General features: G+C 74.4%; 24 protein-coding genes. 10 read left to right on the top strand and 14 right to left on the bottom strand.

Going from position 1 to position 25,135, the window contains the following annotated elements:
* Positions 1-27: 27 nt before the first annotated feature.
* Positions 28-1,260, top strand: coding sequence for an MFS transporter (locus tag EKG83_RS36875; RefSeq protein WP_033428078.1), 1,233 nt, complete (start codon positions 28-30; stop codon positions 1,258-1,260).
* A gap of 75 nt (positions 1,261-1,335) precedes the next feature.
* On the opposite strand, the gene EKG83_RS36870 is transcribed toward EKG83_RS36875, so the two are convergent.
* From EKG83_RS36870 to EKG83_RS36860, 3 genes are read right to left on the bottom strand one after another with little or no spacing between them, the layout of a single operon-like run.
* On the bottom strand, positions 1,336-1,599 hold the full coding sequence (locus EKG83_RS36870) for a hypothetical protein (protein WP_033427962.1): 264 nt from the start codon (positions 1,597-1,599) through the stop codon (positions 1,336-1,338).
* Between the two features lie 51 nt (positions 1,600-1,650).
* Positions 1,651-2,571 carry a CU044_5270 family protein gene (locus tag EKG83_RS36865; protein WP_033427961.1) on the bottom strand — a complete coding sequence of 307 codons (921 nt, stop codon included), beginning with the start codon at positions 2,569-2,571 and terminating at the stop codon, positions 1,651-1,653.
* Positions 2,564-3,142, bottom strand: a complete 579-nt coding sequence (locus EKG83_RS36860) for an RNA polymerase sigma factor (protein ID WP_033427960.1) — start codon at positions 3,140-3,142, stop codon at positions 2,564-2,566. Before EKG83_RS36860 ends, EKG83_RS36865 begins: the two co-directional genes overlap by 8 nt.
* A 248-nt stretch (positions 3,143-3,390) precedes the next feature.
* On the opposite strand from EKG83_RS36860, the gene EKG83_RS36855 reads away from it, so the two are divergent.
* The gene (locus tag EKG83_RS36855) at positions 3,391-4,020 is read left to right on the top strand and encodes an LmbU family transcriptional regulator (RefSeq protein ID WP_063741244.1); all 630 of its coding nucleotides are present in this window, start codon (positions 3,391-3,393) and stop codon (positions 4,018-4,020) included.
* A gap of 47 nt (positions 4,021-4,067) precedes the next feature.
* Here the strand turns inward: EKG83_RS36855 and EKG83_RS36850 are convergent, their stop codons facing one another.
* The 3 genes from EKG83_RS36850 to EKG83_RS36840 form a co-directional block, all read right to left on the bottom strand.
* Positions 4,068-5,102: a hemolysin family protein gene (locus EKG83_RS36850; protein WP_033427959.1), complete on the bottom strand. Its 1,035-nt coding sequence runs from the start codon at positions 5,100-5,102 to the stop codon at positions 4,068-4,070.
* A gap of 70 nt (positions 5,103-5,172) precedes the next feature.
* On the bottom strand, positions 5,173-6,495 hold the full coding sequence (locus tag EKG83_RS36845; protein ID WP_033427958.1) for a hemolysin family protein: 1,323 nt from the start codon (positions 6,493-6,495) through the stop codon (positions 5,173-5,175).
* Positions 6,496-6,647: 152 nt separating this feature from the next.
* A complete protein-coding gene (locus tag EKG83_RS36840) occupies positions 6,648-7,688 on the bottom strand; it encodes a LacI family DNA-binding transcriptional regulator (protein ID WP_033427957.1) in 1,041 nt (346 codons plus the stop codon).
* A 440-nt stretch (positions 7,689-8,128) separates the two neighbouring features.
* Here EKG83_RS36840 and EKG83_RS36835 point away from each other — a divergent pair, with 440 nt between their 5' ends.
* The 3 genes from EKG83_RS36835 to EKG83_RS36825 all read left to right on the top strand — a co-directional run bounded on the left by EKG83_RS36835 (position 8,129) and on the right by EKG83_RS36825 (position 11,372).
* Positions 8,129-9,220 (top strand): Gfo/Idh/MocA family protein, encoded by a 1,092-nt coding sequence (locus EKG83_RS36835; RefSeq protein ID WP_051764499.1) that lies wholly within the window; start codon positions 8,129-8,131, stop codon positions 9,218-9,220.
* A gap of 242 nt (positions 9,221-9,462) precedes the next feature.
* Positions 9,463-10,464 carry a DUF993 family protein gene (locus tag EKG83_RS36830; RefSeq protein ID WP_407690802.1) on the top strand — a complete coding sequence of 334 codons (1,002 nt, stop codon included), beginning with the start codon at positions 9,463-9,465 and terminating at the stop codon, positions 10,462-10,464.
* Positions 10,461-11,372 (top strand): sugar phosphate isomerase/epimerase family protein, encoded by a 912-nt coding sequence (locus EKG83_RS36825; RefSeq protein WP_063741243.1) that lies wholly within the window; start codon positions 10,461-10,463, stop codon positions 11,370-11,372. The genes EKG83_RS36830 and EKG83_RS36825 overlap by 4 nt, the downstream gene beginning before the upstream one ends.
* Before the next feature lie 39 nt (positions 11,373-11,411).
* Here the strand turns inward: EKG83_RS36825 and EKG83_RS36820 are convergent, their stop codons facing one another.
* Entirely contained in the window at positions 11,412-12,452 is a 1,041-nt protein-coding gene (locus tag EKG83_RS36820; protein ID WP_153278690.1) for a serine hydrolase, read from the bottom strand.
* A gap of 98 nt (positions 12,453-12,550) precedes the next feature.
* Here EKG83_RS36820 and EKG83_RS36815 point away from each other — a divergent pair, with 98 nt between their 5' ends.
* Positions 12,551-13,258: an SDR family oxidoreductase gene (locus EKG83_RS36815; RefSeq protein ID WP_033427956.1), complete on the top strand. Its 708-nt coding sequence runs from the start codon at positions 12,551-12,553 to the stop codon at positions 13,256-13,258.
* Here EKG83_RS36815 and EKG83_RS36810 read toward each other — a convergent pair.
* Positions 13,212-14,180 carry a helix-turn-helix transcriptional regulator gene (locus EKG83_RS36810; protein WP_063741242.1) on the bottom strand — a complete coding sequence of 323 codons (969 nt, stop codon included), beginning with the start codon at positions 14,178-14,180 and terminating at the stop codon, positions 13,212-13,214. The two genes, EKG83_RS36815 and EKG83_RS36810, sit on opposite strands and share 47 nt — an antisense overlap.
* Before the next feature lie 33 nt (positions 14,181-14,213).
* On the opposite strand from EKG83_RS36810, the gene EKG83_RS36805 reads away from it, so the two are divergent.
* A complete protein-coding gene (locus tag EKG83_RS36805) occupies positions 14,214-14,849 on the top strand; it encodes an alpha/beta fold hydrolase (RefSeq protein ID WP_033427954.1) in 636 nt (211 codons plus the stop codon).
* On the opposite strand, the gene EKG83_RS36800 is transcribed toward EKG83_RS36805, so the two are convergent.
* From EKG83_RS36800 to EKG83_RS36790, 3 genes are all read right to left on the bottom strand, one after another.
* The gene (locus tag EKG83_RS36800; protein WP_228122974.1) at positions 14,830-15,369 is read right to left on the bottom strand and encodes a GNAT family N-acetyltransferase; all 540 of its coding nucleotides are present in this window, start codon (positions 15,367-15,369) and stop codon (positions 14,830-14,832) included. The two genes, EKG83_RS36805 and EKG83_RS36800, sit on opposite strands and share 20 nt — an antisense overlap.
* A 169-nt stretch (positions 15,370-15,538) precedes the next feature.
* Positions 15,539-18,355: a glycoside hydrolase family 9 protein gene (locus tag EKG83_RS36795; protein WP_228122352.1), complete on the bottom strand. Its 2,817-nt coding sequence runs from the start codon at positions 18,353-18,355 to the stop codon at positions 15,539-15,541.
* 432 nt (positions 18,356-18,787) lie between these two features.
* Complete coding sequence (locus tag EKG83_RS36790) at positions 18,788-19,318, bottom strand: cysteine hydrolase family protein (RefSeq protein ID WP_033427951.1); 531 nt, start codon at positions 19,316-19,318, stop codon at positions 18,788-18,790.
* Between the two features lie 72 nt (positions 19,319-19,390).
* Between EKG83_RS36790 and EKG83_RS36785 the strand changes: the two genes are divergently transcribed.
* Positions 19,391-20,332, top strand: coding sequence for a GlxA family transcriptional regulator (locus EKG83_RS36785; protein ID WP_033427950.1), 942 nt, complete (start codon positions 19,391-19,393; stop codon positions 20,330-20,332).
* A gap of 62 nt (positions 20,333-20,394) precedes the next feature.
* Here EKG83_RS36785 and EKG83_RS36780 read toward each other — a convergent pair whose 3' ends face one another.
* Positions 20,395-20,895 (bottom strand): carboxymuconolactone decarboxylase family protein, encoded by a 501-nt coding sequence (locus tag EKG83_RS36780; RefSeq protein WP_033427949.1) that lies wholly within the window; start codon positions 20,893-20,895, stop codon positions 20,395-20,397.
* A gap of 181 nt (positions 20,896-21,076) precedes the next feature.
* Between EKG83_RS36780 and EKG83_RS36775 the strand changes: the two genes are divergently transcribed.
* On the top strand, positions 21,077-21,865 hold the full coding sequence (locus EKG83_RS36775) for a hypothetical protein (RefSeq protein ID WP_033427948.1): 789 nt from the start codon (positions 21,077-21,079) through the stop codon (positions 21,863-21,865).
* A 23-nt stretch (positions 21,866-21,888) separates the two neighbouring features.
* On the opposite strand, the gene EKG83_RS36770 is transcribed toward EKG83_RS36775, so the two are convergent.
* Positions 21,889-22,665, bottom strand: a complete 777-nt coding sequence (locus EKG83_RS36770; protein WP_228122351.1) for an AraC family transcriptional regulator — start codon at positions 22,663-22,665, stop codon at positions 21,889-21,891.
* A 163-nt stretch (positions 22,666-22,828) separates the two neighbouring features.
* Here EKG83_RS36770 and EKG83_RS36765 point away from each other — a divergent pair, with 163 nt between their 5' ends.
* Complete coding sequence (locus tag EKG83_RS36765) at positions 22,829-23,899, top strand: glycoside hydrolase family 19 protein (RefSeq protein WP_033427946.1); 1,071 nt, start codon at positions 22,829-22,831, stop codon at positions 23,897-23,899.
* A gap of 39 nt (positions 23,900-23,938) precedes the next feature.
* On the opposite strand, the gene EKG83_RS36760 is transcribed toward EKG83_RS36765, so the two are convergent.
* A complete protein-coding gene (locus EKG83_RS36760; protein WP_033427945.1) occupies positions 23,939-24,955 on the bottom strand; it encodes a C40 family peptidase in 1,017 nt (338 codons plus the stop codon).
* Between the last annotated feature and the right edge of the window lie 180 nt (positions 24,956-25,135).

The raw sequence follows: 25,135 nt of genomic DNA, 5'->3' as shown, positions 1-25,135 counted from the left end.
GCGGTCGCGCTTGGCAGGGTGTCGGTCATGTCCAGGGGGTGGGTGCGGCTCCAGGCCGTCGCGGTGTCCGGGTCGGTGGCCGAGGGTTTGATGGTGACGCTGCTGCCGTGGTTGGCGACCACGATCACCGACGACCCGCGGCAGGTGTCGCTGGTCAACGTGGTCGGCCAGGCGCCGTGGCTGCTGTTCTCGCTGTTCGCGGGGGTGCTGATCGACCGGGTGCGGCGCAGCGCGGTGCTGGCCGCGGCCTACCTGGTGCAGCTGTGCGCGGCGCTGGTGGTCGGGGTCGCGGGCCTGGTCGACGGGCTGGGCCTGCCGCTGCTGCTGGCCGTGGCGTTCGTGGTGACCTCGGCGCAGGTGCTCGGCGACGGCGCGTCCGGCGCGCTGGTGCCCGAGGTGGTGCCGCCGGACCGGCTGCCCGCCGCGAACACCAGGATGATCGTCCTCGACCGGGGTGTCGTGCAGTTCGGCGTGCCGCCGGTGATGGGCCTGCTGGTCGGCGTCGGGCTCGGCGCGCCCGCGTGGGTGGCCGTGGTGGCCGCGCTGGTGGCGCTCGTGCTGGTCAGGGGCCTGCGGTCGGCGCCGGTGCCGCCGTCGGACCGGCACCCGCTGCGCGACATCGGCGAGGGCCTGCGGTACCTGGTGCGCACGCGGCTGCTGCGGTCGATCACGCTGGCGGTGGCGCTCGGGTCGTTCGCGGCCAGCGCGATGAACGCGATGCTCGTGCTGTACGCGCAGGACGTGCTGCACCTGGGCCCGGTCGGGTACGGCGTGCTGCTGGCGTCCATGGCGGCCGGGTGGGTCGCGTCGTCGTTCGTGACGGGCCGGGTGGTCGCGCGGCTGGGGTACGCGTGGGCGATGCGGTGGGCGCAGGTCGGCATGGTGGTGGGCGCGGCGCTGATGGCCGTGCTGCCGCCGTGGCCGTGGGCGGTCGCCGCGGTGGCGTTCGCGGAGTCGGCGGTGGTGATGGTGTGGAACGTGTGCTCGCAGTCCAGCCGCCAGCGCTTCACCCCGGCCGGGCTGCTGGGGCGGGTGCTGACCAGCCACCGGGCGCTGGCGTGGGGGCTGACGCCGCTGGGCGCGCTGGCCGGTGGGCTGGTGGCGGCGGGGTTCGGGCTGCGGGAGGTGTGGGTGGCTGCCGCGCTGGTCCAGCTCGGCGCGCTGGTCGTCGCCCTGGTGGGGCTGTCGCCGAGGGCGTTCTCCGAGGCGGAGCGGGAGGAGGCGCGGCGCCTGGCGGCGGGGGGTGTGGTGGGGGTGTGACGGGGCGGCCCGGCGTCCAGGCCGGCGGCTTCGCGCGTGGCGGCGTCCCCGGCCGTCAGAGCCCCGTCCGAACCGCTAGAGCGGCGGCACCAGGCCCGGGAACTTGCGCGCGCCGTTGCAGTGCGGGCACTCCCGGCCGTTGTCCACCGTGCGCGGCACGCCGCCGATGACCGCCGCGGTCGGGTTGGCGATGAAACCGGCCCCGCCGCACAGGTGGCAGATCGTGCGGGCGTCCGACGTCACGCCGAACAGGTCGTCGTCCTCGTCGTCCTCTTCGTCGAAGTCGTCCTCGTCCTCGGGGTCGAAGTCGTCCTCTTCGTCGTCCTCGTGCGGGTTCACCCGGCAAACCGTAGTCGGGTGGGACCGGGCCCGCCGGTCCCACCCCGCCGATCAGAGCCCCTGCCCCGCCGCGTCCACCACGAACTGCTCCAGGATCGCGCTGGAGTTCGTGCCCAGCAGCTCGTAGCTGGTCCGGTCGAACACGACCACCACCGGCTCCGCCCGCGGATCGGACCCCGGCGGGGTCGGCCAGGTGATGCCGACCCCGGGCCGCCCGGAGGCGTCCCGCGCGTCCCCCACCACGCTCAGCCCGGGTGTCCGCGCCGCCGCCTCGAACAGCGCCGCCCGGGACGCCGGCATCAGCAGCTGCTCGCTGATCAGCGCGAACACGTCCTTGCCGCGCGAGTTGACGCTGCCCGGCTCACCACTGGCGTTCGCACCCAGGTAGGCCAGCATGCCGTCCACGTCGGTCGGCAGGTCCGGCCGGTACGCGGGGCTCGGCTCGCACGGCTCGGTCACCCCGGGCAGCGGCTCCGGCCCCTTGTAGACGGCCCGCCGCCCGTCGCGGCACCCCGGGAACGGGATCTGGTCGCCCTGCTGCCGCAGCAGCCCGTCGTGGGTGCCGTCGACCGAGAGCCAGATCTCCCGCTCGCCCTGCCGGTTCCGGCTGCGCGTGTAGACGAACTGGTCCGCCCTCGGTTCGACGGCCGGTTCGGCGCGGGCCACGCGCGCGGCGTGGGAGAGCAGCCGCACCGGGTCGCCGGTCGGGTCCTCCGCGGCGCTCGACACCGCCACCCCACCGCCACCAGGGCCGGCAGGCTCCGTCCCGGGCACCAGGGCGACCACCGCCGCCGCGGCCGCGGCCAGGCCGACCGCGGACGCCCCGACCAGGGCGAACCGGGCCCGGCGCGGTCGCGGCGCGGTGCGCTCGGCGACCCCGGCCAGGAACTTCGCCCGCGCCGGCGCCAGCGCCGCCGCGTCGGGCAGGGGCGTCTCGTCGCCCAGCCCGCGCACCAGTTGAAGATCATCCATTGCTCAGCAACTCCTCGACCTCGGTGGGGTTCTGCCCGCCCAGCGCCTGCCGGACCTTGCGCCGTGCCCGGTGGAGCCGGGAGCGGACCGTGCCGACCGGGACGGCCAGCGCCGCCGCGACCTCCTCGTAGCTCAGCTGCTCCCACGCGACCAGCAGCAGCACGTCCCGGTCCTCCGGTGCCAGCCCGCCCAGCGCGCCGACCAGCGCCGACCGCACCGCGCCCGCGGTCACCTCGGCGGCGACCCGGTCGGCGTGGTCCTGCTCGGCGGCGGCCGGCGGGGTGGCGGCGGCGTGCTGGAAGCGGCGCGCCTCCGCGCGGCGGTGCTGCCCGACCAGGTTCGTGGCGATGCCGTAGAGCCACGGCCGGGCGTCCGGCCGGTCCCGGTCGTAGCGGCCCCGCTTGTCGAACGCGACGAGGAACGTCTCGGCGACCAGGTCGTCCGCGACCTGGTCGCCCAGCCTGCGGGCCAGGTAGCGCCGGACGTGCGCGGCGTGCCGGTCGAAGAGCACCGCGAACGCGCCCGGCTCCTGCCCGGACCTCGCGATGACCTCGGCGTCGGTTGGTGTCATGGTTCCCTTTCCGGCTTTCTCCCGGTGGCGGGCGGTCACCGGTACTCCGCCGGAGGGGCCGATCGGGTTCACGCCCGCCCGTGCACGGGCGCCTGCACGGGCAGGTGCACGCACACGTCGGAGGTGTGAGCGGAAGATGATTGGTGTGTGAGTGCCCCCGAGTAGGCAGGAGTCCGAAAGCGGACACATGGGGGGAACCAGTGAACAATGTGAACGCACCACTGCAGCGCAGACGGCCCGTCGGTCCCGTGGAGAACCGGATCCTCACCACGCCGGTGGGGCTCGCGTTCCCGCGTGACGTCACCTTCGAGTCGTGGGAGCAGGCCGGCAAGCGGATCTCGCGGATCGCCAGCTCCTCCGCGTGGTACCTCGGCGACTGGCTGGTGTTCGGGCAGGACAAGTACACCGACCGGTACCGGCGGGCGGTCGAGGCGGTCGGCCTGGACTACCAGACGCTGCGCAACTACGCGTGGATCGCGCGGAAGTTCGAGCCGTCCCGGCGCCGGCCCGGCCTGCCGTTCCAGCACCACGCGGAGGTCGCGGCCCTGCCGCCCGCCGAGCAGGACCGGTGGCTGGACCGCGCCGAGCGGGAGAGCTGGTCGCGCACCGCGCTGCGCCGGGCGCTGCGCGAGAGCCGGGACCCGAACTCCCGGTCCTACCGGGCGGTGCTGCCGCGGGTCAGCGCGGCCAGCGAGGCGGTGGACCGGTGGCGCCGGGCCGCCGCGGCGGCGAACGCCGACTTCGAGTCGTGGGTGGTGGCGGCCCTCGACCGGGCGGCGGAGCACGACCTGGAACTGGTCAGCGTGCCGCCGCTGGAGCACCCGGTGCTGGAGGCAGGCGTGCCGGTCCACGTGCCCGAGGTGCGCTCGGCGTCGTGACCGGGGGTGGCGCCGGTGACCCCCAGGTACCGGCGCCACCCCTCTCGTCACGGCTCCCGGCGGACGTGGGTGCCGTCGCGCACGGTGCCCACGTACTCCTCGACCAGGTCCTCCAGCGCGACCACGCCCTGCGTCACCCCGTCGGCCGACACGGCCTGCGCCAGGTGGCTCTGCGCGCGCCGCAGCACGCCGACCGCCTCGTCCAGCCGCGCGTCCACCGGCACCTCCGGCAGGCCGCGCACCCGACCGGGCGGCACCTGCGTCGACGGGTCCGCGTCCGCGATGTCCAGCACGTCCTTGACGTGCAGGTAGCCGATCAGCCGGTCCTCGTCGCGCACCGGGAACCGGGAGAAGCCGGTGGCCGACACGGCGGCCTCCACCTCGCCCATGGTCGGCCGCGCCGACACCGAGGTGACCCGGTCCAGCGGCACCAGCACGTCGGCCACGGTGCGCTCCGCCGACGACAGCGTCTGCGCCAGCCGCCGGTGCTCGGAGTCCTCCAGCAGGCCCTCCTGCCGCGACTGCGCGATCAGCAGCGCCAGCTCGTCCCGCGTGTAGGCCGACTCCAGCTCCTCGCGCGGCGTCACGCCGACCCGCTTGAGCACCGCCGTCGCCACCACGGTGAACGCGCGCAGCAGCGGCGCCACCAGCCGGCAGAACCACAGGTGCGCGGGCACCAGCAGCAGCGCGGTGCGCTCCGGGCCGGCGATGGCCAGGTTCTTCGGCACCATCTCGCCCAGCACCGTGTGCAGCGCCACCACGACGACCAGCGCCAGCGCGAAGGCCACGCCGTGCCGCACCGCGTCCGGCACGCCGACGCCGTGGAACGGCGCCTCCAGCATCGCCGCCACGGCCGGTTCGCCCAGCGCGCCCAGGCCCAGCGAGCACAGCGTGATGCCCAGCTGCGCGCCCGCGATCAGCAGCGGCAGCTCGCGGCCCGCCCGGATCACCGTCCGGGCCCGGCTGCTGCCCTGCTCGGCCAGCGCCTCCAGCCGGTCGCGGCGCGCGGTGATGATGGCGAACTCCGCGCCGACGAAGAAGGCGTTGCCCGCCACCAGCAGCAACACGAACAGCAGGCTCATCGCGCGACCCCCGTCCCCGCCACGTGCGGCGGGCTCGTCGCGACCTCGGGCTCCACCACGCGCGGCGGGCTCATCGCGCGGCCTCCTGCTCCACCCGGGCCACCCGCAGCTCGGCCACCCGGTGCCGGTCCATCTGCACCACGGTGATCCGCCAGCCGTCGACCCGGATCTCGTCACCGGCCGCCGGTATCCGGCCCAACCGGGCCATGACCAGGCCGGCGACCGTCTCGTAGTCGCCCTCGGGCATCCGGAACCCGGTCGCCTCGGCCACCTCGTCGTCGCGCAGCAGGCCGGACACCAGCCAGCTGTCGCGGCCCAGCGGGCGCACCGGCGAGGTCTCCCGGCGGTCGTGCTCGTCGCGCACGTCGCCGACGATCTCCTCGACCAGGTCCTCCAGCGTCACCAGGCCGGCCGTGCCGCCGTACTCGTCGACGACCAGCGCGGTCTGCAGGCCGGAGGCGCGCAGCCGGTCCAGCAGGGCGTCGCCCTCCAGGGTCGCGGGCACCGTCTGCACCGGCCTGGTCAGCGCCGACAGCGGCGTGGTCGCCCGCTGGTGGCGCGGCACCCCGAACGCCTGCTTGACGTGCACGATCCCGCGCACCTCGTCCAGGTCGCCCTGGTGCACCGGGAACCGGGAGAAACCCGTCTCCCGCGCCTTGGCGACCAGGTCCAGCACGGTCGCGTCCGAGCGCAGCGACTCCACCCGCACGCGCGGGGTCATCAGCTCGTCCGCGGTGCGGTCGCCGAAGCGCAGGGAGCGGTCCAGCAGGGTCGCGGTGCCCTCGTCGATCGTGCCGTGCTCGGCGCTCGACCGGATCAGGGCGCCCAGCTCCTGCGGCGACCGGGCCGAGGCCAGCTCGTCGGCGGGCTCCACGCCCATCCGGCGCACCAGCCAGTTGGCCGAGCCGTTCAGGCCGTTGATCAGCCAGCGGAACACCGAGGAGAACCCGGCCTGCACGCCGGCGACCGCGCGGGCGGTCTCCAGCGGCTTGGCGATGGCCAGGTTCTTCGGCACCAGCTCGCCGAACACCATCGACAGCGACGTGGCCACCGCCAGGGCGACGGCCAGCGAGATCGGGTCGACCGCGGAGTCCGGCACGCCGAGGGCCGACAGCGCGGGCGAGATCAGCTCGGCGATGGCCGGTTCGGCGATGAAACCGGTGATGAGCGTGGTGATGGTGATCGCCAGCTGCGAGCCGGAGAGCTGGAAGGACAGCGACCGGTGGGCCTTGTCGACCGCGCGGGCCTTGGCGTCGCCGACGGCGGCGACGTGCGACTCGACGGTGCTGCGCTCCAGGGCGGTCAGGGAGAACTCGGCCGCGACCGCGATGAACGTGCCGACGGTGAGCACCACCACGGCGACCAGGCCGAGCAGGCTGAGGACGATGGTCATGCGAGGCCCCCGTCACGGGGCGGGCGGGGCTGGCAGCCGGGTATCGGACCCGGCTCGGTACTGCAGCCCGGGGACTGCGCGTCGCGCACGGAAGGGATCACTCCTCGTGAGGGGTGGTCGAACGGGTGTCCAGTTTAGAGAGTAGCCGGCGCCTACCGCAGCCCGGTAGCGCCAGGTGGGGACGTGCTGGCGCGCAGCACCACCTCGCCGGCCACCCGGACCGTGCGCGGCTCGTCACCGGGCTCGTCCAGGACCAGGCGCGCGGCCCGTTCACCCATCTGCTCCAGCGGCAGGCGCACCGTGCTCAGGGCCGGGACCAGGTCGCGCAGGGTGGGGATGTCGTCGAAACCGGCCACCGAGACGTCGTCGGGGACGCCGAGCCCGTGCTCGCGCAGCGCCGCCATGGCACCCATCGCCATCACGTCGTTGACGGCGAACACGCAGGTCGCGCCGGTGCGGGCGGCGAGCAGGTCGGCCACTGCGGCGTGACCGCCGTCACGGGTGAAACCGCAGGTGATGACGTTCTCGGGGGGCAGGTCCACGCCCGCGTCGGCCAGGCCGGCCTTGAAGCCGGCGACGCGGTCGCGGGCGGCGAGCAGGTCGGCGGGGCCCGCGAGCACGGCGAACCGGCGGTGGCCCAGCTCGGTGAGGCGGCGGGCCAGCGCCCGTGCCCCGGACCGGTTGGCGGGCACCACGGTGTCCGCGCCCAGCTTCGCCTGCGAGACGCACGCCACCCGGCCGCCCTGGGCGGTGAACGCGCCGATCTCCTCGGTCAGGCGGGCGCTGGCCCGGCGGTCGGTGGTGCGGCTGCCGGCGATGACCAGGGCGCGGGCGCGGTGGGCGCGCAGGGTGTTGACCAGCTCGACCTCGCGGCGCGGGTCGCGGTTGGTGGTGCCGAGCACCACGACCAGCCCGGCCGCCTCGGCGACCCGGGTCACGCCCGCCGCGATGCTGGAGAAGTACGGGTCGGCGATGTCGTGCACCACGAGCCCCACCAGCACGCTGGAGTTGCGGGCCAGCGCCTGCGCGGAGGCGTTGGGCAGGTAGCCCAGCTCCCGCGCCGTGCCCAGCACGCGCTCGCGCAGTTCGGCGCTCACCTGGCGCGTGCTGCCGTTGAGCACGCGCGACGCGGTGGCCAGCGACACACCCGCGCTCTTCGCCACCTCTTGCAGCGTGACCTGCCGCGACGCCACCGCCGCCTCCTCACCGTCCCCGAACTGGCGAGCCTAAACGATCCCCACCCCCCACCCCCCGCCCCAACCCCGCGTGTCCTCCACTCCGACCCCGCGTGTCCTCCGTTCGGACACCGCGAGTCGAACGCTCAGGCCCGTCGTGTCGAACCCTCGGGACCCCCGAGTTCCACATTCGGGCCCGGTTGGGACGTGGTCGTGGGGAGCCGAATGTGGAATTCGGGAGTTCTGGAGGTTCGACACGACGGTTCTGGAGGTTCGACTCGCGGTGTCTGAGTGGAGGACACGCGGTGTCTGAGTGGAGGACACGCGTGGGGGTGGGGTGGGTTGGTTGACGGTGGGGGGTGGGGGACGTAGCTTGTGGAAAGCGCTTTCCGGATAGGTGGGGTGGTGTGGTGGCGGTGCGGACTGTTGGGGTCGTGCTGAACGGGGTTACCGGGCGCATGGGGTACCGGCAGCACCTGGTGCGGTCGGTGTTGGCGATCCGGGAGCGCGGCGGGGTGCGGGTCGGTGACGACCTGGTGGTGCCCGAGCCGATCCTGGTGGGGCGCAACGCGAACAAGCTGGAGGAGATCGCCCGGCGGCACGACCTGGCGCGCTGGACCACCGACCTGGACGCCGCGCTGGGTGACCCCGGGGTCGAGGTCTACTTCGACGCGCAGGTCACCTCGGCGCACGTCGGGGCCCTGTCCAGGGCGATCGCGGCGGGCAAGCACGTCTACAGCGAGAAGCCGGTCGCCGCCTCGCCCGGGGAGGTCGAGGAGCTGGCCCGGCTGGCCGACGCGGCCGGCGTCAAGCACGGCGTGGTGGCCGACAAGCTGTACCTGCCCGGCATCCGCAAGCTGCGGCGGCTGGTCGACGGCGGGTTCTTCGGCCGCGTGCTCTCGGTGCGCGGCGAGTTCGGCTACTGGGTCTTCGAGGGCGACTGGCAGCCCGCGCAGCGGCCGAGCTGGAACTACCGGGCGCAGGACGGCGGCGGGATCGTCGTGGACATGTTCTGCCACTGGAGCTACCTGCTGGAGGGCCTGTTCGGGCCGGTGGAGGCGGTCACCGCCCGCGCCGTCACGCACGTGCCCGAGCGCTGGGACGAGGGCGGCACCCGGTACGACGCCACCGCCGACGACGCGGCCTACGCGATCTTCGAGCTGGCCGGCGGCGTGGTGGCGCAGGTCAACTCCTCCTGGGCGGTGCGGGTGCACCGCGACGAGCTGGTCGAGTTCCAGGTGGACGGCACCCGCGGCAGCGCCGTGGCGGGGTTGCGCAACTGCGTGGTCCAACCCCGGGAGATCACCCCGAAGCCGGTGTGGGACCCGGACGTGCCCTCGTCGATCGACTTCCGCGCGCTGTGGCAGGAGGTGCCCGACAACGAGGTGTTCGACAACGGGTTCCTGGTGCAGTGGGAGGAGTTCCTGCGGCACGTCGTCGCCGACGCGCCCTTCCGGCACGACTTCCGCTCCGGTGCGCGGGGCGTCCGGCTGGCCGCGCTGGGCCTGGAGTCCTCGCGCACGGGGCGGCGGATCGAGGTGCCGGCGTGACGGTGGTGCGGTTGCCCCGCCGCGACGGCTCGTTCCACGACCACGAGCTGCGCGGGGTGGGGAGGAGCGGAGCGGGGGAGAGCCGGGTGGGGGAGAGCCGGGTGGGGGAGAGCCGGGTGGGGGAGAGCGGAGTGGGGGAGAGGGGCGCGGGAGGGAAGAAGGGGGCGGAGGGGGAGAAGGGCGCGGGGAGCGCGGGGGAAGGTGGGAAGTTCGCGTCGCGGGTCGCGTTCGCGGCGGCGCACGTGGTCGCCGACCCGTTCGCGGGCAACGGGCCCGGCGCGCCCGCCGTGCTGGACTGGGACGCCACGCTGGCCCACCGGGTGCGGCTGTGGGACCTGGGGTTCGGCGTCGCCGAGGCCATGGACACCGCCCAGCGCGGCATGGGGCTGGACTGGGCCGCGGCCGCGGAGCTGGTCCGGCGCACCGCCGCGGTGGCCGGGGGCAGGCTGGCGGCGGGGGTCGGCACCGACCACGGCACCGACGACCCGCTGACCGCCTACCGCGAGCAGTTGGAGGTGGTCGGCGAGGCGGGCGCGCAGCCGATCCTGATGTGCAGCCGCAAGCTCGCCGCCCGGGCCCGCGGGCCCGAGGACTACCAGCGGGTGTACGCCGCGCTGCTGGAGGAGGTCGACCGACCCGTCATCCTGCACTGGCTCGGCCCGGCGTTCGACCCGCTGCTGGCCGGCTACTGGGGCTCGACCGACGTGCCCGAGGCCACCGGCCACTTCCTCGACCTGGTCAAGGCTTACCCGGACCGGGTGGACGGGGTGAAGGTGTCCCTGCTGGACGCGGGGCACGAGGTGGAGCTGCGCCGCGCCCTGCCCGAGGGCGTGCGCTGCTACACCGGGGACGACTTCCACTACCCGGAGCTGATCGCGGGCGACGACGTCGGCCACAGCGACGCCCTGCTGGGCATCTTCGACGTCATCGCGCCCGCGGCGGCGGAGGCCCTGGGCGCCCTGGACGCCGGTGACCTCGCGCGCTACCACGAGGTGCTGGAACCGACCGTCGCGCTGTCCCGCCACCTGTTCCAACAGCCCACCTACCACTACAAGACCGGTGTGGTGTTCCTGTCCTGGCTGGCCGGGTTCCAGGACTCGTTCGCCATGGTCGGCGGCCTCCAGTCCGCGCGGGACGTGGTGCACCTCGGCGAGGCGCTGCGGCTGGCCGACCTGGCCGGCCTGCTGCCCGACCCGGACCTGGCGGCCGCGCGCTGGGCGAACCTGCTGGGCGTGCTGACGTGAAGCTCTCGGTGAACCAGGCCACGGTGAAGCGGGCGTCCGTGCCCGAGGTGGTCGACGCGTGCGCGCGGCACGGCGTGGAGGGCGTCGGGCTGTGGCGCGAACCCGTCCACGAGCACGGGGTGGAGCGCACCGCCGCGCTGGTCCGGCAGGCCGGGCTGACCGTGTCGTCGCTGTGCCGCGGCGGCTTCTTCACGGGTGCCGACCAGCGCCTGGACGACAACCGGCGGGCGATCGACGAGGCCGCGGCGCTGGGCGCGCAGTGCCTGGTGCTGGTGCCCGGCGGCGTGCAGGGGCGCGACCTCGCAGGCGCGCGGGACCGGGTGGCCGGTGCGCTGGAGGTGCTGGCGCCCCACGCCGCCGACGCCGGGGTCCGGCTCGCGCTGGAGCCCATGCACCCGGTGTTCTGCGCCGACCGCGGGGTCGTCTCCACGCTGGCGCAGGCCCTGGAGCTGGCCGCGCCGCACGCCGCGGTCGGCGTCGTGGTGGACGCCCTGCACGTCTGGTGGGACCCGGCGCTGGCGGCGTCGGTGGCGGCGGCCGGCGCGGACATCCTGTCCTACCAGGTGTGCGACTGGGTCACGCCGCTGCCCGCCGACGTGCTGCTGGGGCGCGGCCTGCCCGGTGACGGGCACATCGACCTGGTGGGCCTGACCTCGCTGGTGCGCGCGGCGGGCTACGCCGGGTTCGTGGAGGTCGAGGTGTTCAACGAGGCGGTGTGGGAGCTGCCCGCGGACCGCGTGGTGGCCGAGCTGGTGAAGCGGCACGCCACGGGGTGGGGGCCGGTCGTGGACGGCGGCCACGACCGGCTGCCCGCAACCCCCTGGCGGGACGACCCCTCCCCGACTGGCGACCGGCCGGCCCCGCGACGCGCGCGGGGCGGGCCGGGCCCCCGCCGTTCCCCCTTGTGAGGAAGGAGGGCGGCGGGCGGCCGTGGATACGTCGATTTTTCAGTTGCCGCCCTTCCAGGCGCGATAGGGCTGCGCCCGGTACGCGTGGGCCGCGTCGTTGGTGATGCGCAGCACCGAGTCGTACAGGGTGCGGCCCAGCTCGGCGCGGGCCCGCAGCGCCGGGTGGGTGGCGCTGTAGTTGTCCGCGTTCACGGCCTGGTCGCCGCGGAACCGGCCCGAGGCGAACAGGGCGTAGGTGACGACCGGCTTGCCGTTGGCGTCGAAGACGATGCCCGCCTCGTTGCGGCCGTCCTCGAACCAGCCCGCCTTGGTGGCCACGTTCAGGCGCTCCTGCGACGACAGGTTGAGCCGGATGCCGTCGGTGAACGAGGTCAGCGACCGCAGCACGGTCAGCAGGTGCCGCGTGGACGCCGGGGACAGCAGCTCGCCCGCGGCCAGCCGGGTGAGCAGGGTGGACGTCTCGCGCGGCGTGGTGGTGCCCAGGAAGAACCGGTTCGGGTTGGCCACCGGGACGACCTGCGTGTGCACGAAGCCCTTGCCCCGCAGGATCTCGTTGAGCTCCAGCGCGGGCACGACCAGCCCGCACAGCCGCACGGCGGTGTTGTCCGACACGGTCAGCAGCGCCGCCAGGGCGTGGCCGACGGTGACCGAGCTGGGGTAGGCGCCGTCGAGGGCGAAGATGCCGTCGGTGTCGCGGATGACGATCGCGTCGGTCACCTCGACCCGCTGGTCCAGGGTGATCAGGCCCCGGTCGACCTTGTCCAGCACCGCCACGGCGACGGCGACCTTGTTCACGCTGTACGCCTCGACGACCCGGTCGGCCTCCGCCTCGACGGCGGGCTCGACCACGCCGTCGGGGTCGGCCACGCCGATGTGCGCCGACCAGGTGCCGCCCGCCCACGCGACCTGCCGCTGGTACTTGCGGGCGATCTTGCGCCTGGCCAGGTCCGCCGTGGTCGGGATCAACGCGTCCCACTCCGCATCCGTCTCCTGGGCCTGCGCCGTGCCCGCCGTGCCGACCACGGCCGAGGCCGCCGCGACCGAGCCCAGGCCGAGTGCGAACCTGCGGTTGATGTCCATGTGCCCCCAATCAGTGGATACGCACTTAAGACGCCGGCGCGGGCCGTTGTGTTGCCTTCGAGGCAGTGGCTTGATCCAAACAGCAGTAGCCTGCCCCCGTGGAAGCAGGGGTGTTCCTCGTGACGGGCGCCGGTCGCGGCATCGGGGCGGCCACCGCGCGGCTGGCGGCCGAGGCGGGCTACCGGCTGGTGCTGGCGGCGCGCGACGCGGCCGCGCTGACCGACCTCGCCGCCTCGCTGGGCGGGCCGGACCGGGCCATGGTCGCCCCGTGCGACGTGCGGGTGTACGAGCAGGTCGAGGCGCTGGTGGCGCGGGTCGAGCGGGAGTGGGGCCGGCTGGACGCGGTGTTCGCCAACGCGGGCACCAGCGTGGACACCTCCTTCGCGGGCACCGGCGGCGCGCCGCCCGCCGAGTGGTCCGACATGGTGCTGACCAACGTGTGCGGGCCCGCGTTCACCGCGCGGGCGGCGCTGCCCGCGCTGGTCCGCAGCGGCGGGCACCTGGTGCTGACCGGGTCGGCGGCCGGGCGCGGGGTGCGGGCCGGGAGCCTGTACTCGGCCACCAAGTGGGCGGTGACCGGGCTGGCGCAGGCCATCCGCGCCGAGTGCGTGGGCACCGGGGTGCGGGTCACGCTCGTGCAGCCGGGGCTGACCGCCACCGAGGCCATCCCGGCGTCCCGGGCGGCCGACCCGAAGCTGGCACCGGAGGACGTGGCGCGGGCCGTGCTGTACGCGGTGGGCCAGCCGTCGACGGTCGACGTCAACGAGATCCTGGTGCGGCCGGTGGGGCAGGCCGCCCACCGGTGAGCCGGGCCGCCACCCCCGCCAGCGCGTCGAGCAGCCCCGGCGAGGCGTCCTCCAGGGTGTAGTCGGCCTCGACGTGCGCGAGGTCGGCGGCGATCGGGCCGACGGTGTCCGCGCCGAGCCGCAGCAGGCAGGTGTCCCCGTCGACCGGCTCCACCCGGCCGGGCAGGGCGAACGGCAGGCGGGCGCGCACGACGTCGGCGGGCGCCCGGACGCGGGCCGTGGCGGTGTGGCGGTACGGGGCCGTGGTCAGCGACCTGGCCACGTGCTCGGCCGGGTCGCCGGGCAGCGGGCGCGGGGTGAAGCGGCGGCCCGTGGCGCGCGGGGACCCCAGCCGGTCCACCCGGAAGGTGCGCCAGTCCCCCCGCGACGGGTCGTGGGCCAGCAGGTACCAGCGGCGGCCCGCGGTGACCAGGGCGCGCGGCTCGACCCGGCGCTCCGCGCCCCGGTGGGTGAACGCGACGACCTCGTGGTCCCGGCAGGCCGCCGCGAGCAGGCCCAGGGTCGCCGGGTCCGCCGCCGGCCCGTCCACCGCCATGACCGCGATCGCGTCGCCGACCGCGGCCACCCGGTGCCGCAGCCGGGCGGGCAGCACCCGGTGCAGCTTGGCCAGCGCCCGGGTGGACGACTCCGCCACGCCGGCGACGCCCGCGGCCGTGCGCAGGCCGACGGCCACCGCGACCGCCTCGTCGTCGTCGAGCAGCAGCGGCGGCAGGTCGCGGCCGGACGCCAGCCGGTAGCCGCCCGCGGTGCCCGTGGTGCCGGTGACCGGGTAGCCCAGCTCGCGCAGCCGCTCGACGTCGCGCCGCACGGTCCGGTCGGTCACGCCCAGCCGCTGCGCCAGCTCGGCGCCGGACCAGTCGCGCCTGGCCTGCATCAGCGACAGCAGGCGCAGCATCCTCGCGGGCATCGACATTGCGGACATGGTAAGTCCTAAAGGGTACTTAACGTGGGATTCATGACGACTTACGTGCTGATCCCAGGGGCTTGCCACGGTGGCTGGTACTACGACCCGATCGCCTCCCGGCTGCGCGCCGAGGGGCACGAGGTGCACGCGCCGACCCCGAGCACCGGTCGGGTGAACCTGGAGGACCACGTGGCCGAGGTGCTGGCGCTGGTCGGGGACCTGTCGGACGTGGTGCTGGTCGGGCACAGCTACGGCGGCATGGTGATCACGGTGGTGGCCGACCGCCTGCCCGATCGGGTGAAGGCGCTGGTGTACCTGGACGCGTTCGTGCCGCGCGACGGCGAGTCGGGCTACGACATCGCGCACGGCAGGTGGCGCGAGTGGTACGTGGAGGGCGCCTCGGGTGACGGGTTCGCGTTCCCGCCGCTGCCGTTCTTCGACCCGCGCGCCACGCCCCACCCGCTGGCGACGATGCTGCAGCGGGCCTCGCTGACCGGTGCCGTGGACAAGGTGACCGAGCGGTTCTACCTGTTCGCGGAGCGGTTCCCGGACAGCCCGCTGGCCACGACGTGGGCGCGGCTGCGCGACGACCCCTCGTGGCGTGCGGTGGGGCTGCCCATCGGGCACGACGTGGTGGGTGAGGCGCCGGAGGAGCTGCTGGCGCTGCTCAGGACCGCCGGGGGCTGAGCCACTCGTCGGCCAGGACGCCGAACAGGACCATGTCGTGGTGGCGGCCCGCGGAGAACTCGTGGTCGCGCAACCGGCCCTCCTCCCGGAAGCCGAGCTTGCGGTGCAGGGCCAGGGAGGGCCCGTTGAACGCGTACACGCCCGCCTCGCACTTGTGGTAGCGGCGCTCGGCGAACATGAAGTCGAGCAGCAGCCCCACGGCCTCGGCCGCGTACCCGCGCCGCTGGTACTCGTGGCCGATGCCGATGCCGTACCCGAAGCGCCCGGCCCGCTGGTCGGCGTTGTGCGTGCTCACCCTGCCGACCACGACGCCGCCCGCCTCCACGGCGAGGGTGAACTCGTCGCCCCCGGTCGCGGCGGTGGCCCGCGCCAGGGCCCACTCGCGGTGCCCGGCAGCGGACCGGGGCGGGTACACGCGGTCCACCGCGCGCATGTCCCCGCTGTGCCCGGAGAAGCGCATGAACGCCTCCCAGTCCTCCGGTTCGACCCCGCGCAGCCGCACCCGCTCGCCCACCCACATCGACGTCACGATGATCAGTGGAGCAGAGCGGTGGGGGACCGGGGGAGCGGTTTTCCGGGGCGGAAAAGGGCCACCGGCCGCCGGGGGTTCGTGGGATGGCCCGGCGGCCGGTGGCGGAGGGCCGCGGTGGGCGCCGGAGCAGCAGCGCCCACCGCGGGTCTTCAGCGGGTCAGCCCCTGGTGCAGGGCTGCCCGTTCACCCGGTAGTCGGTCGGCTCGCCCGAGCCCGACCCCGCGGAGTTGAAACCGAGCTGCACCGAACCGCCGGCGGGCACGTTGCCGTTCCACTGCGCGTTCGTCGCGGTCACCGCCTGGCCGGACTGCGACCAGGTCGCCGACCAGCCCTGGCTGATCTTGTGGGTGCCCGGCAGGGTGAACTCCAGCTTCCAGTTGTTCCACGCCTGGCCGCTGGTGTTGGTGATGGTGAGGTTCGCCGACATGCCGCCGTTCCACGACGTCACCCGCGCGACCACCCGGCAGTAGTCGACCGGGTCGGCCGTCTTGGTGCGCACGGTCGTGGCGACCGACTGCGACTTGAGCCCGGCGCCGTTCTTCGCCACCACCGCCAGGTGGTAGGCGGTGTTCGGGGTCAGGCCGGTCAGCGTGGCCGACGGGGTGGTGACCGTGGCCAGCACCCGCTGGGTGGTGTTCTCGATCGAGACCACGTCGTACCCGGCGATGCCGCTCTCCGCGTCCGTCGACGCCGCCCAGGTCAGCTTGGCGCCGGTGGCGGTGATGTCGGACGCCGTGGGCGCGCCGGGCTGGGACGGCGCGGTGGTGTCGACCGGCGGGGCCGTGGTGACCTTCTCCGCCGCCCAGTTCGCCACCCAGGCGAACGCCGAGTTCCAGTTGATCGTGACCTCGTTGACCGAGTACGCCTCGATGTGGTCGACGAAGCACTTCTGCGGCTTGCAGCCCTGGAGCACGCGCGCGGCGACCGGGTCCTGCAGCGCGCTGTTCGGGCCGCCGGACAGCGCGCCGGGGGGCGCGGTCGGCAGGTCCGGGTCGAGCTGGTTGGCCCAGTGCCGGTGGTGGACGTTCTTCACCGGCTGCTCGCCGTAGCCGGTGACGTAGGAGTACGACGTCGGGTTGCGGCCCAGGAAGTAGTGCAGCGCCTGGAACACGCCCTCGCGGTACTTGGCCTGGCCGGTGAAGTCGTGCGCCAGCGCCAGCACGGAGGTGTTGTTGGCGACCAGGCCGTTCGAGCCCCAGTCGTAGTCGCCGGTCGTCGTCTTGTACGGCGCCGGGTAGCCCTGGGACGCCATCTGGGTCAGGTGCTTGTCCGCGACCGCGACGAACGCGGCCTTGATCGCCGCCACGTCCGCGGCCGGCAGGCCGTTGGGCACCAGGGCCAGCGTGATGTCGCCCAGCGGGCCGGTGGAGCCCCAGTCGAAGCCGCGGTCGTCCAGGCTCGCGCCCTTGTAGTGCGGGGACGCGGTCAGGTCGGACCGGTAGGAGGACTCGCCGGTGGTGGTGAACAGCTCCGCCGCGGCCCAGTAGAACTCGTCGGTCAGCTTCGAGTCGCTGTAGGAGCCGCCGCCGGTGCCGTCGTTGGGGTCGGCGATCTTGTTCGGGTTCGCCTTGGCCGCCGCGTACGCCTTCACGGCCGCCGCCTGCGCCTTGGCCGAGAACGCCGGGTCGATCGTCTTCCACACGCGGGCGGCCTGCGCGGCCACCGCGGCCATGTTCAGCGTGGCCGCCGTGCTGGTGTCGGACAGGCGCCGGAGCTGCGGGTCCTCGTGCGGCAGCAGGGGCAGGCCGGTCCAGTTCTGGTCGTGGATCTTGTGGTGGACCATCCCGTTGGGCGCCTGCATCTTCAGCAGGAACTCGACCTCCCAGCGGGCCTCGTCCAGGATGTCCGGCACGCCGTTGGCGCTCTCGGGGATGCGCAGCTTGCCGTCGCCGAGGACGGAGGCGTCGCCGATCAGCTTGGCGCGCTCGTAGGCGTTGATCAGCTGCCACACCGAGATGCCGCCGTTGACCACGTACTTGCCGTGGTCGCCCGCGTCGTACCAGCCGCCGCGCACGTCCAGGTTGTAGCCGCAGGTGATGGTGGCCAGGCAGGGCACGTTGTTGTCGCCCTGGTTCGGCGCCACGTTGAGGTGGCCGGCCGGGCGGGCGTAGGCGTCGCCCACGTACTGCGCCTGGATCTCGATGCCGCTGCGGTTGTGGTAGAAGTACGCCAGCGAGTCGTACCGCAGCTTGGAGAACGCGTCGGTGCCGATGTCGAACGGGTAGCTCGTGTCGGTCCCGACGGTCAGCGTGTAGCCGGTGCCGACCGTGTTGAACGACGAGAAGTCGATCAGGTGCACCGGGTCGCCGGAGGCGGCGTCCACGCCCTTCGGGGTGGTCTGCCCGGTGGCCACGGTGGTGCCGGCGGAGTTCTTCAGGGTCCACGTCTGCGCGGTGGTGGCGCTGGAGACCAGGGTGGCCTGCTTGGGCAGGCCCGGCACGTACCCGACCTGGTCGACCTGGACCTTCTTGGTCGGCGGCAGCTCGCCGCCGGGCGGCACCACGCCGCCGACCAGGGAGACGTTGTCCACGCAGACCGTGTTGCTCGCCGCCTGGCCGCCGAGCTGGAACGACGCCTGGCCGTTGCCCGCGTCGGGGAAGTCCAGCGCGGAGGTGAACGTGAAGCTGAACGACTGCTTGGTGGTCGTCAGCTGCACGGTGTGCGAGGCGATGCCGCGGTACGGGCTGACCGCCTCGCCGAGGTTCGCCGTGATCGGCTGCGGGGTCGCGGCGTAGGCGTCGAACTTCATCGTGTACGACTGGCCGGCCTCGAACGGCACGCCGTTCTGGCCGATCAGCGCGTCCCACGGGTTGGCCGTGCCGCCCGGCACGGTCGCGCACAGCTCACCGTTGACCAGCCGGTTGGAGACGCCGGTACCGGCCCACCACGGGTCGAGGGTGCCGGTGAACGTTCCGTTGACCAGCCGCTCGTAGTCGGCGGCGTGGGCCGTACCGGACGCTAGCGCGCCGCTCACCGCCACTAGTGCGAGGGCCGCGGTGGCCCGACGGCGCCACCGGGGAGGGGGAAGCGATCTCATGGACTGGGTCTCCTCCGTCTGCTCTGACGGTTGACGACGCTTCTGGGAGCGCTCCCTGGGAGCGCTCCCAGAACTCTAGGGTGACCGCGCCCACATTCACAAGACTGATTTTGACCTGGGGTTAACTTGAGGTCACGCAGCGTGCGAACTCGTCGGAACCGGTTCCGCTGGGTTCCGCCGCTCGTTCGGCGGCGCCGCCGGTGGGGTGCGGGGAGGCCGTCGGGGCGGGTCAGGCGGGTGCGTCGGGGCCGGTCCGCTCGGTGGTGCGCGGGTGCGGCCGGCCGGTGGTGCGGGGGAGCGGCCGGCCGGTGGCGCGCGCGGGTCCGGCCGGGCCGCCCGTCCTTCGGGGTTCCGCTTCCGCCGGGGGCGTCAGTTGTCCGGGTGTACCACGTCGTCGGTCCGGACGATCTCGGCGAACCCGCCGCCGCGCAGGTTGGCGGCGGTGGCCCGGGACAGCTGCCCGGCGGTCAGGTCCTCCAGGTCGAAGGTGAACGTGGCGTCGAGCACGACCCGCACGCGGTAGCCGAGGTTGCCGCCCACCCGCGCGGTCGTCTCCACGCACATGTTCGTCTGGACGCCCGCGAGCACGAGGTCGGTGATCCCGCGCCCGCCCAGCCACGCGTGCAGGTCGACCTCGCCGTGGAAGGCGGAGTTGACCCGCTTGCCGAACACCAGGTCCGGTCGGGCGCCGTCGAGTTCGGGCTTGAACCGGTTGCCGTCCTGCCCGGGGCGCAGGGGCGAGTCGGGCTTGGCGGAGTCGTGCCGGACGAGGACCAGCGGGCCCCGCCAGTGCGCGAGGAGGCGGGCGATGTTGGCCTCCGCGTCGGGGTTGTCGCGCCTGCCCCACGAGGGGTCGTCGAAGCCGCGTTGCACGTCGATCAGGATGAGTGCGCTGTTCACGGCGTTGAGCCTGCTGGTCGGGAGGCGCCGGCGGGGAGTGGCGGGACCGGCGCGACGCGGTACTTTCCCGCCATGCGCGTGGTCGGCCTGCTGCTGTTGCCCGGGACCCGGTTGTTCGACGTGTCCGTCGTCGGCGAGGTGTGGGGCGTGGACCGCGCCGACTCGGGGGTGGGGCCGTTCGAGCTGCGGGTGTGCGCGCCGAACCGGGCGTCGGTGCCGGTCTCGCCGCTGGGCCGCGTCCCGGCGACGCACGGGCTGTCCGGGCTGCGCGGGTGCGACCTGGTGGTGGTGCCCGGGCGGGCCGACCCGGCCGCGCCCGTGCCGCCGGAGGTGGTGCGCGCGCTGCGCTCGCTGCCCGGGCAGGTGGCGGCGCTGTGCTCGGGTGCGTTCACCCTGGCGGCGGCCGGCCTGCTCGACGGCCGCGAGGCCACCACCCACTGGCGGCTGCTCGACGACCTGGTCCGCGCCGCGCCCCGGGCCCGCGTGCTGCGGGACGTGCTCTACACCGGTGACGGGGTGTTCACCTCGGCGGGCGTGGTGGGCGGGCTGGACCTGTGCCTGCACCTGGTGCGGCGGGCGCACGGCGCGGACACCGCCGCGGCCCTGGCCCGCCGGCTGGTGATGCCGCCGGCCCGCGAGGGCGGGCAGCGCCAGTACGTCGAACCGCCGCTGCCGGCGCGCACCGGCCGGGCCGGGCTGGCGGCCACCGCGGACTGGGCGGTGGCGCGGCTGGCCGCGCCCATCGGCGTGACCGACCTGGCCGGGCACGCCGGGTTGAGCGAGCGCACCTTCCAGCGGGCGTGGCTCGCCGAGACCGGCAGCACGCCGGGGCGGTGGCTGAGGTCGCAGCGGGTCCTGCTCGCGCAGCGCCTGCTGGAGACCACGGACCTGCCGGTGCACCGGGTGGCGGAGCGGGCGGGGTTGGGCACGCCGGCCAACCTGCGCCGGCGGCTGCGCGCGGAACTCGGCGTGTCGCCGGACGCCTATCGGCGGACTTTTCGGGTGCCGGCGTGACGGGCCGGTGCGGCCCCGCCGACGGGGCCGCACCGGCGACGGGGCCGCACCGGCGGCGGGGGTCAGCGGGGCGCGGTGTAGCCGTGGTTGACGATGCGGTCGGCCATGGCGGCGTAGGCGGCGGGGTCGTCGGGCGCCCACGTGCCCAGGCCGTCGACGTACCGGTTCAGCATGCAGAACACCGCGGCGATCAGCACGGTGTCGTGGACCTCCGCCTCGGTCGCCCCGTTCTCCCGGGCCTTGGCGACCAGCTCGGGCGTCACCGCCCGACCGCTCTCCACGACGGCGGCGGCGATCGCCAGCAGCGCGTCCAGCTTGGGCGACCGCACGTGGTCGGCGGGCAGCTGGGCGGCGGCGAACGCGGCGTGCGAGGACGCGCAGAAGGTGCAGCTGTTCAGTTCCGAGACGTGGGCGGCGATCAGCTCGCGCTCACCCCGCGGCAGCCCGCCGGGCCCGCGGAGCAGGACCTCGACCAGCTCGCTGATGGGTCGCCCGGTCTCCGGGCGGTAGGCGGTGAGCCCGGCGATGCCGGGGAGGTCGTTGCCCAGGTCGATGTGCGACATGGCAACAGTGTGGGGATCAACCGACGATCGGGCGACCGTCGAATGGCCCAAGCCATTGCTCCGCACCGCCTGACCACGGCGCGTCAAGCGCCGGATGCGTCGCGTCGATTCACCCGTACGGCTCACGGGTCGGGGCTCTCGATGGCCGACTACACCCGTAGCCGTCGCGGGGAGGAACCACGTGAGCGACCGCAGGAACGCGATCGCCTGCGCACTGGTCGTGTCGACCGCGCTGGGGGCCTTCCTGGCCCTGCGCGCGGTGCTGGTACCACCCGTGCCCGTCGACGACGCGCGGGCTGTCGCCGCCGCCGTGCTGACCGCCGCCAGGGGTGCCGATGCCGGTGGGGTGGTCGGGGCGGTGGACCGGGTGCTGCCCGGGGAGGCCCGCGCGGTCGTGGTTCGGCCCGCCCGACCCGGTGAGCCGCCCGCCCGCCCCGGCCGACCGCCCGGCCGCGAGGCCGACCACCGGGTCGTCGTGGTGGTCGGCGACCTCGATCGGGCGGCGGTGGCGTCGCTGGCCGCGGACGGCGGGGTGATCGGCTCGGCCACCACCCCGGACGGCTGGTGGGCGGCGGTGTCCGTGCCCGCCGCCGGACCGGCGCGGGTCGGGCCCGCGCTCGCCCTCCTGGTCGCCGCCGCGCTGCTCGGGGCGGCGGCGACCGAGGTGCCGCACCGGACGACCCGGCGCCGGGAGGCGTTGGTGCGCGGCCTGGCCGGGGTGGTGGCGGACCTGCCGGAGGACGTGGCGGCGCGGGTCCGGGAGGTGCTGGCGGTCCGCGCGGTGGTGCCGGACGGGCTGCCGGTCGACGACCGCCACCACCACGTGGTGGCCACCGAGGCCACCGGTGATCCCGCGCTCGTCGACACCGTCGCCCGCACCCTGCGGCCGGGGTGCGCCGACGGTCACCGGCTGGTGGTGCGGCCGGAGGTGGTGGTCTACGTGAGGGCGGTGCGCACGCCGCCGCAGTAGTCCTGTGGTCCGCACCGGGACCCTCAAGAACCCCCGGCCCGCGCGTACACCGCCGGCGTGATCCCGTAACACCGGCGGAACCAGCGGGTCAGGTGGGCCTGGTCCGCGAACCCCGTCGCCGCCGCCACCGCCGCGGGCGCCACGCCCGACGACAGCAGCGCCCGCGCCCGGCGCAGCCGGAGCTGGCGCTGGTGGTCGCTGGGCGAGAGCCCGTACCGGGACCGGAACGCCCGGTACAGCGCGAACCGGCTCAGGCCGGTCGCCCCGGTCAACGCCTCGACCGGCACGTCCTCCAGGTAGTGCGCCTCCACCAGCTCGAAGGCGGCCGACGGGTCGCCGTCCGCCACGCGCACGTCCAGCGGCATCACGTGGGACGCCATGGCGTGCACGGTCCGCACCAGTTGCTCGTCCCGGGCCAGCGCGGTGCCCACGCGCAGGGCGGTGTGCAGGTCGCGCAGCGCGTCGGCGAGCGCGGGCGCGTGGCGCACCGGGTCGCGGAACAGCGGCAGCCGCGGCAGCAGGTCGGCGACCAGTGACGGTCCTATGTGGATGATCCGGTAGGTGAAGCCCTGCTCGGTGGCCGGGTAGCCGTCGTGCGCCTCGTCCGGGTTGAACGCGACCACGCTGCCCGCCGGGCTGGTGTGCGCCCCGCCCCGGCAGCGGAACGACTGCGCGCCCTCCTCGGTCACGCCGAAGGAGTACGCGTCGTGGCTGTGCCGGTGGTACCGGTGCGAGGTGAAGTGCGCGTGCATCGCCTCGACCGGGCGGTCGACCGCCCGCCAGTAACGGGTCCACTGCACGTCACCATTAGACCGCACCGCGGTCGGGGCGCGTGGAGGTGGACAGAAGAGCGGACAAACGTGGAAAGCGCTCACCTTACACCTTGACTGGTGTAGACCATTTCCGGTTGAGTTGTCGCCCAGTTCCGTTAGAGGGCGCTGAGCACCGGAAGTGAGTGATCACGTGTCGAGATTCCGCGTACTGGCGGCCGCGGTCGCCTTCGTGGTCGGGGCGGCACTGACCGTCTTCGTGGCCAACTCCGCCTCCGCCGCGGCCTGCGCGGCCGCCTGGAGCCCGTCCGCCGTCTACACCGGCGGCATGACCGCGTCGCACAACGGCCACAACTGGCGCGCCCAGTGGTGGACCCAGAACGAGACCCCCGGCTCGGCCGCGGTCTGGGCCGACCAGGGCACCTGCGGCGGTGGCAGCGAGCCGCCGCCGACCTGCAACCACCCCAACTGGGTCCAGGGCCAGTGGTACCCGGCGGGCAGCATCGTCCGCTACACCAACGGCCAGTACTACATCGCCGAGCACGACAACCCGGGCTACGACCCCACCATCAGCACCTGGTACTGGGAGCCCTACAACTGCGGCTCGACCCCGACGACGACCACGACCACCCCGCCGAACAACAGCGGTTTCGTGGTCAGCGAGGCGCAGTTCAACCAGATGTTCCCCAACCGGAACCCCTTCTACACCTACGCCGGCCTGACCGCGGCCCTGGGCGCGTACCCGGGCTTCGCCAAGACCGGCAGCGACACCGTCCGCAAGCAGGAGGCCGCGGCGTTCCTGGCCAACGCCAACCACGAGACCGGCGGGCTGGTGCACGTCGTCGAGCAGAACCAGGCCAACTACCCGCACTACTGCGACACCAGCCAGCCCTACGGCTGCCCCGCCGGCCAGGCCGCGTACTACGGCCGCGGGCCCATCCAGCTCAGCTGGAACTTCAACTACAAGGCGGCCGGTGACGCGCTCGGCCTGCCGCTGCTGACCAACCCGTGGCTGGTGCAGAACGACGCCTCGGTCGCCTGGAAGACCGCCCTCTGGTACTGGAACACCCAGAGCGGGCCGGGCACCATGACCCCGCACAACGCGATGGTCAACGGCTACGGCTTCGGCGAGACCATCCGCAGCATCAACGGTTCGCTGGAGTGCGGCGGGCGCAACCCGGCGCAGGTCCAGAGCCGCGTCGACGCCTACCAGCGGTTCGTGGGCGTCCTCGGCGTGCCCGCGGGCAACAACCTGTACTGCTGACGTGGGAAACCCGGCGGGGAGGCCGCCCTCCCCGCCGGGTCACCCGACCACGCGGCGGATGGTGCTGATGGGCCCGATCGAGTCGATGTCGGCGATCTTGACCGGCACGCCCTCGGTCGAGGCGTGCACCGCGCGCACCCCGTCCACGGCCATCGCCACGTGCGACTGGCCGGCGTAGTAGATGATCAGGTCACCGGGCTGGACCTCCGCCCGTGACACGGCCCGGCCCACCGTCGCCTGGGTGTAGGTGGTGCGCGGGATGCTCACGCCGGCCGCCCGGTAGGCGGCCTGGGTGAGGCTGGAGCAGTCCCAGGAGTCCGGCCCGTTCGAGCCGAACACGTAGGGCTCGCCGCGCTGGTCCAGGGCGAACCGGAGCGCGGCGCCGGCGGCGCCCGCGGGCACGGCGACGGCCGACGTGTCGCCGGGCGCCGCGAGCGTCGCCTTGTCGGCCGCGCTGAGCGAGCGGTAGTGCGCCCGCGCGTCCGAGACCTGGCGCTGCGCCGCCGACTCGCGCTCGGCCAGCTCGGCCACCAGCCGCTCGGCCTCGCCGGTGGCGGCGGCGGCGCGCTGCTGCGCGTCCCGGGCGCCGGTGCGCGCCAGCTCCGCCGAGTCGACGGCCGCGGACAGGCGGCCCAGCGCCTCCTCGCTGTCGGCCGCGAGCACGCCCAGCGCGCTCATCCGGTTCAGGAAGTCCTGCTGCGACCCGCTGACCAGCAGCGCCGACAGCCCGTCGAGCCGGGCGCCCTGGAACGTGGCCTCGGTGAGCAGGTCGACCCGCCCCCGGAACGCCTCCTCGTCGGCCCTGGCGGTCTCGCCGAGCCTGGCCGCCTCGGTCAGGTCGGCGGTGGCGCGGTCCAGCTCGCCCCGCTTGGCCGCGAGTTCCTCCTGCGCCTCCAGGTGCTCCTCGTGCAGCCGCTCGGCCTCGCGGGACAGCCGCTCGTACTCGGCCAGCGCGTCCGAGGCGGGCTGGGCGACGGCGGGCGCGGGCGCGGCGAGCGCCGCCACGACGACCGCCGCGGCCAGGGCGGTGGACCTCCTGCCGGTGTGTCCGTTCACAAAGGGGGGTACGTGGGGTTGAGCCACCCGGTTCACCGCCTTGACCCGGATGACGTTTCGAATTATGGTCTAGACCACGTTGCGGTACGTCACCCCCTCATGACGGACCGCAGATCCGGCCGCCGCGGACATGGACCCTGCACAGGAGACCCCTGCCGTCTCCTCCGAAGGAGCTGGATG

This window comes from Saccharothrix syringae (genome assembly GCF_009498035.1).
GTDB lineage: Bacteria > Actinomycetota > Actinomycetes > Mycobacteriales > Pseudonocardiaceae > Actinosynnema > Actinosynnema syringae.
Note: the sequence above shows the minus strand (reverse complement) of the source record. Positions and strands in the feature narration are given on the sequence as shown.

Coding starts and splice junctions, on each gene's coding strand:
- EKG83_RS36865 (WP_033427961.1), bottom strand. CDS start 2,571: ATGGATGATCTTCAACTGGTGCGCGGGCTGGGCGACGAGACGCCCCTG.
- EKG83_RS36785 (WP_033427950.1), top strand. CDS start 19,391: ATGCGCGTGGTCGGCCTGCTGCTGTTGCCCGGGACCCGGTTGTTCGAC.
- EKG83_RS36800 (WP_228122974.1), bottom strand. CDS start 15,369: ATGTGGGTGGGCGAGCGGGTGCGGCTGCGCGGGGTCGAACCGGAGGAC.
- EKG83_RS36805 (WP_033427954.1), top strand. CDS start 14,214: ATGACGACTTACGTGCTGATCCCAGGGGCTTGCCACGGTGGCTGGTAC.
- EKG83_RS36875 (WP_033428078.1), top strand. CDS start 28: ATGTCCAGGGGGTGGGTGCGGCTCCAGGCCGTCGCGGTGTCCGGGTCG.
- EKG83_RS36835 (WP_051764499.1), top strand. CDS start 8,129: ATGGGGTACCGGCAGCACCTGGTGCGGTCGGTGTTGGCGATCCGGGAG.
- EKG83_RS36780 (WP_033427949.1), bottom strand. CDS start 20,895: ATGTCGCACATCGACCTGGGCAACGACCTCCCCGGCATCGCCGGGCTC.
- EKG83_RS36850 (WP_033427959.1), bottom strand. CDS start 5,102: ATGAGCCTGCTGTTCGTGTTGCTGCTGGTGGCGGGCAACGCCTTCTTC.
- EKG83_RS36810 (WP_063741242.1), bottom strand. CDS start 14,180: ATGTCCGCAATGTCGATGCCCGCGAGGATGCTGCGCCTGCTGTCGCTG.
- EKG83_RS36845 (WP_033427958.1), bottom strand. CDS start 6,495: ATGACCATCGTCCTCAGCCTGCTCGGCCTGGTCGCCGTGGTGGTGCTC.
- EKG83_RS36860 (WP_033427960.1), bottom strand. CDS start 3,142: ATGACACCAACCGACGCCGAGGTCATCGCGAGGTCCGGGCAGGAGCCG.
- EKG83_RS36820 (WP_153278690.1), bottom strand. CDS start 12,452: ATGGACATCAACCGCAGGTTCGCACTCGGCCTGGGCTCGGTCGCGGCG.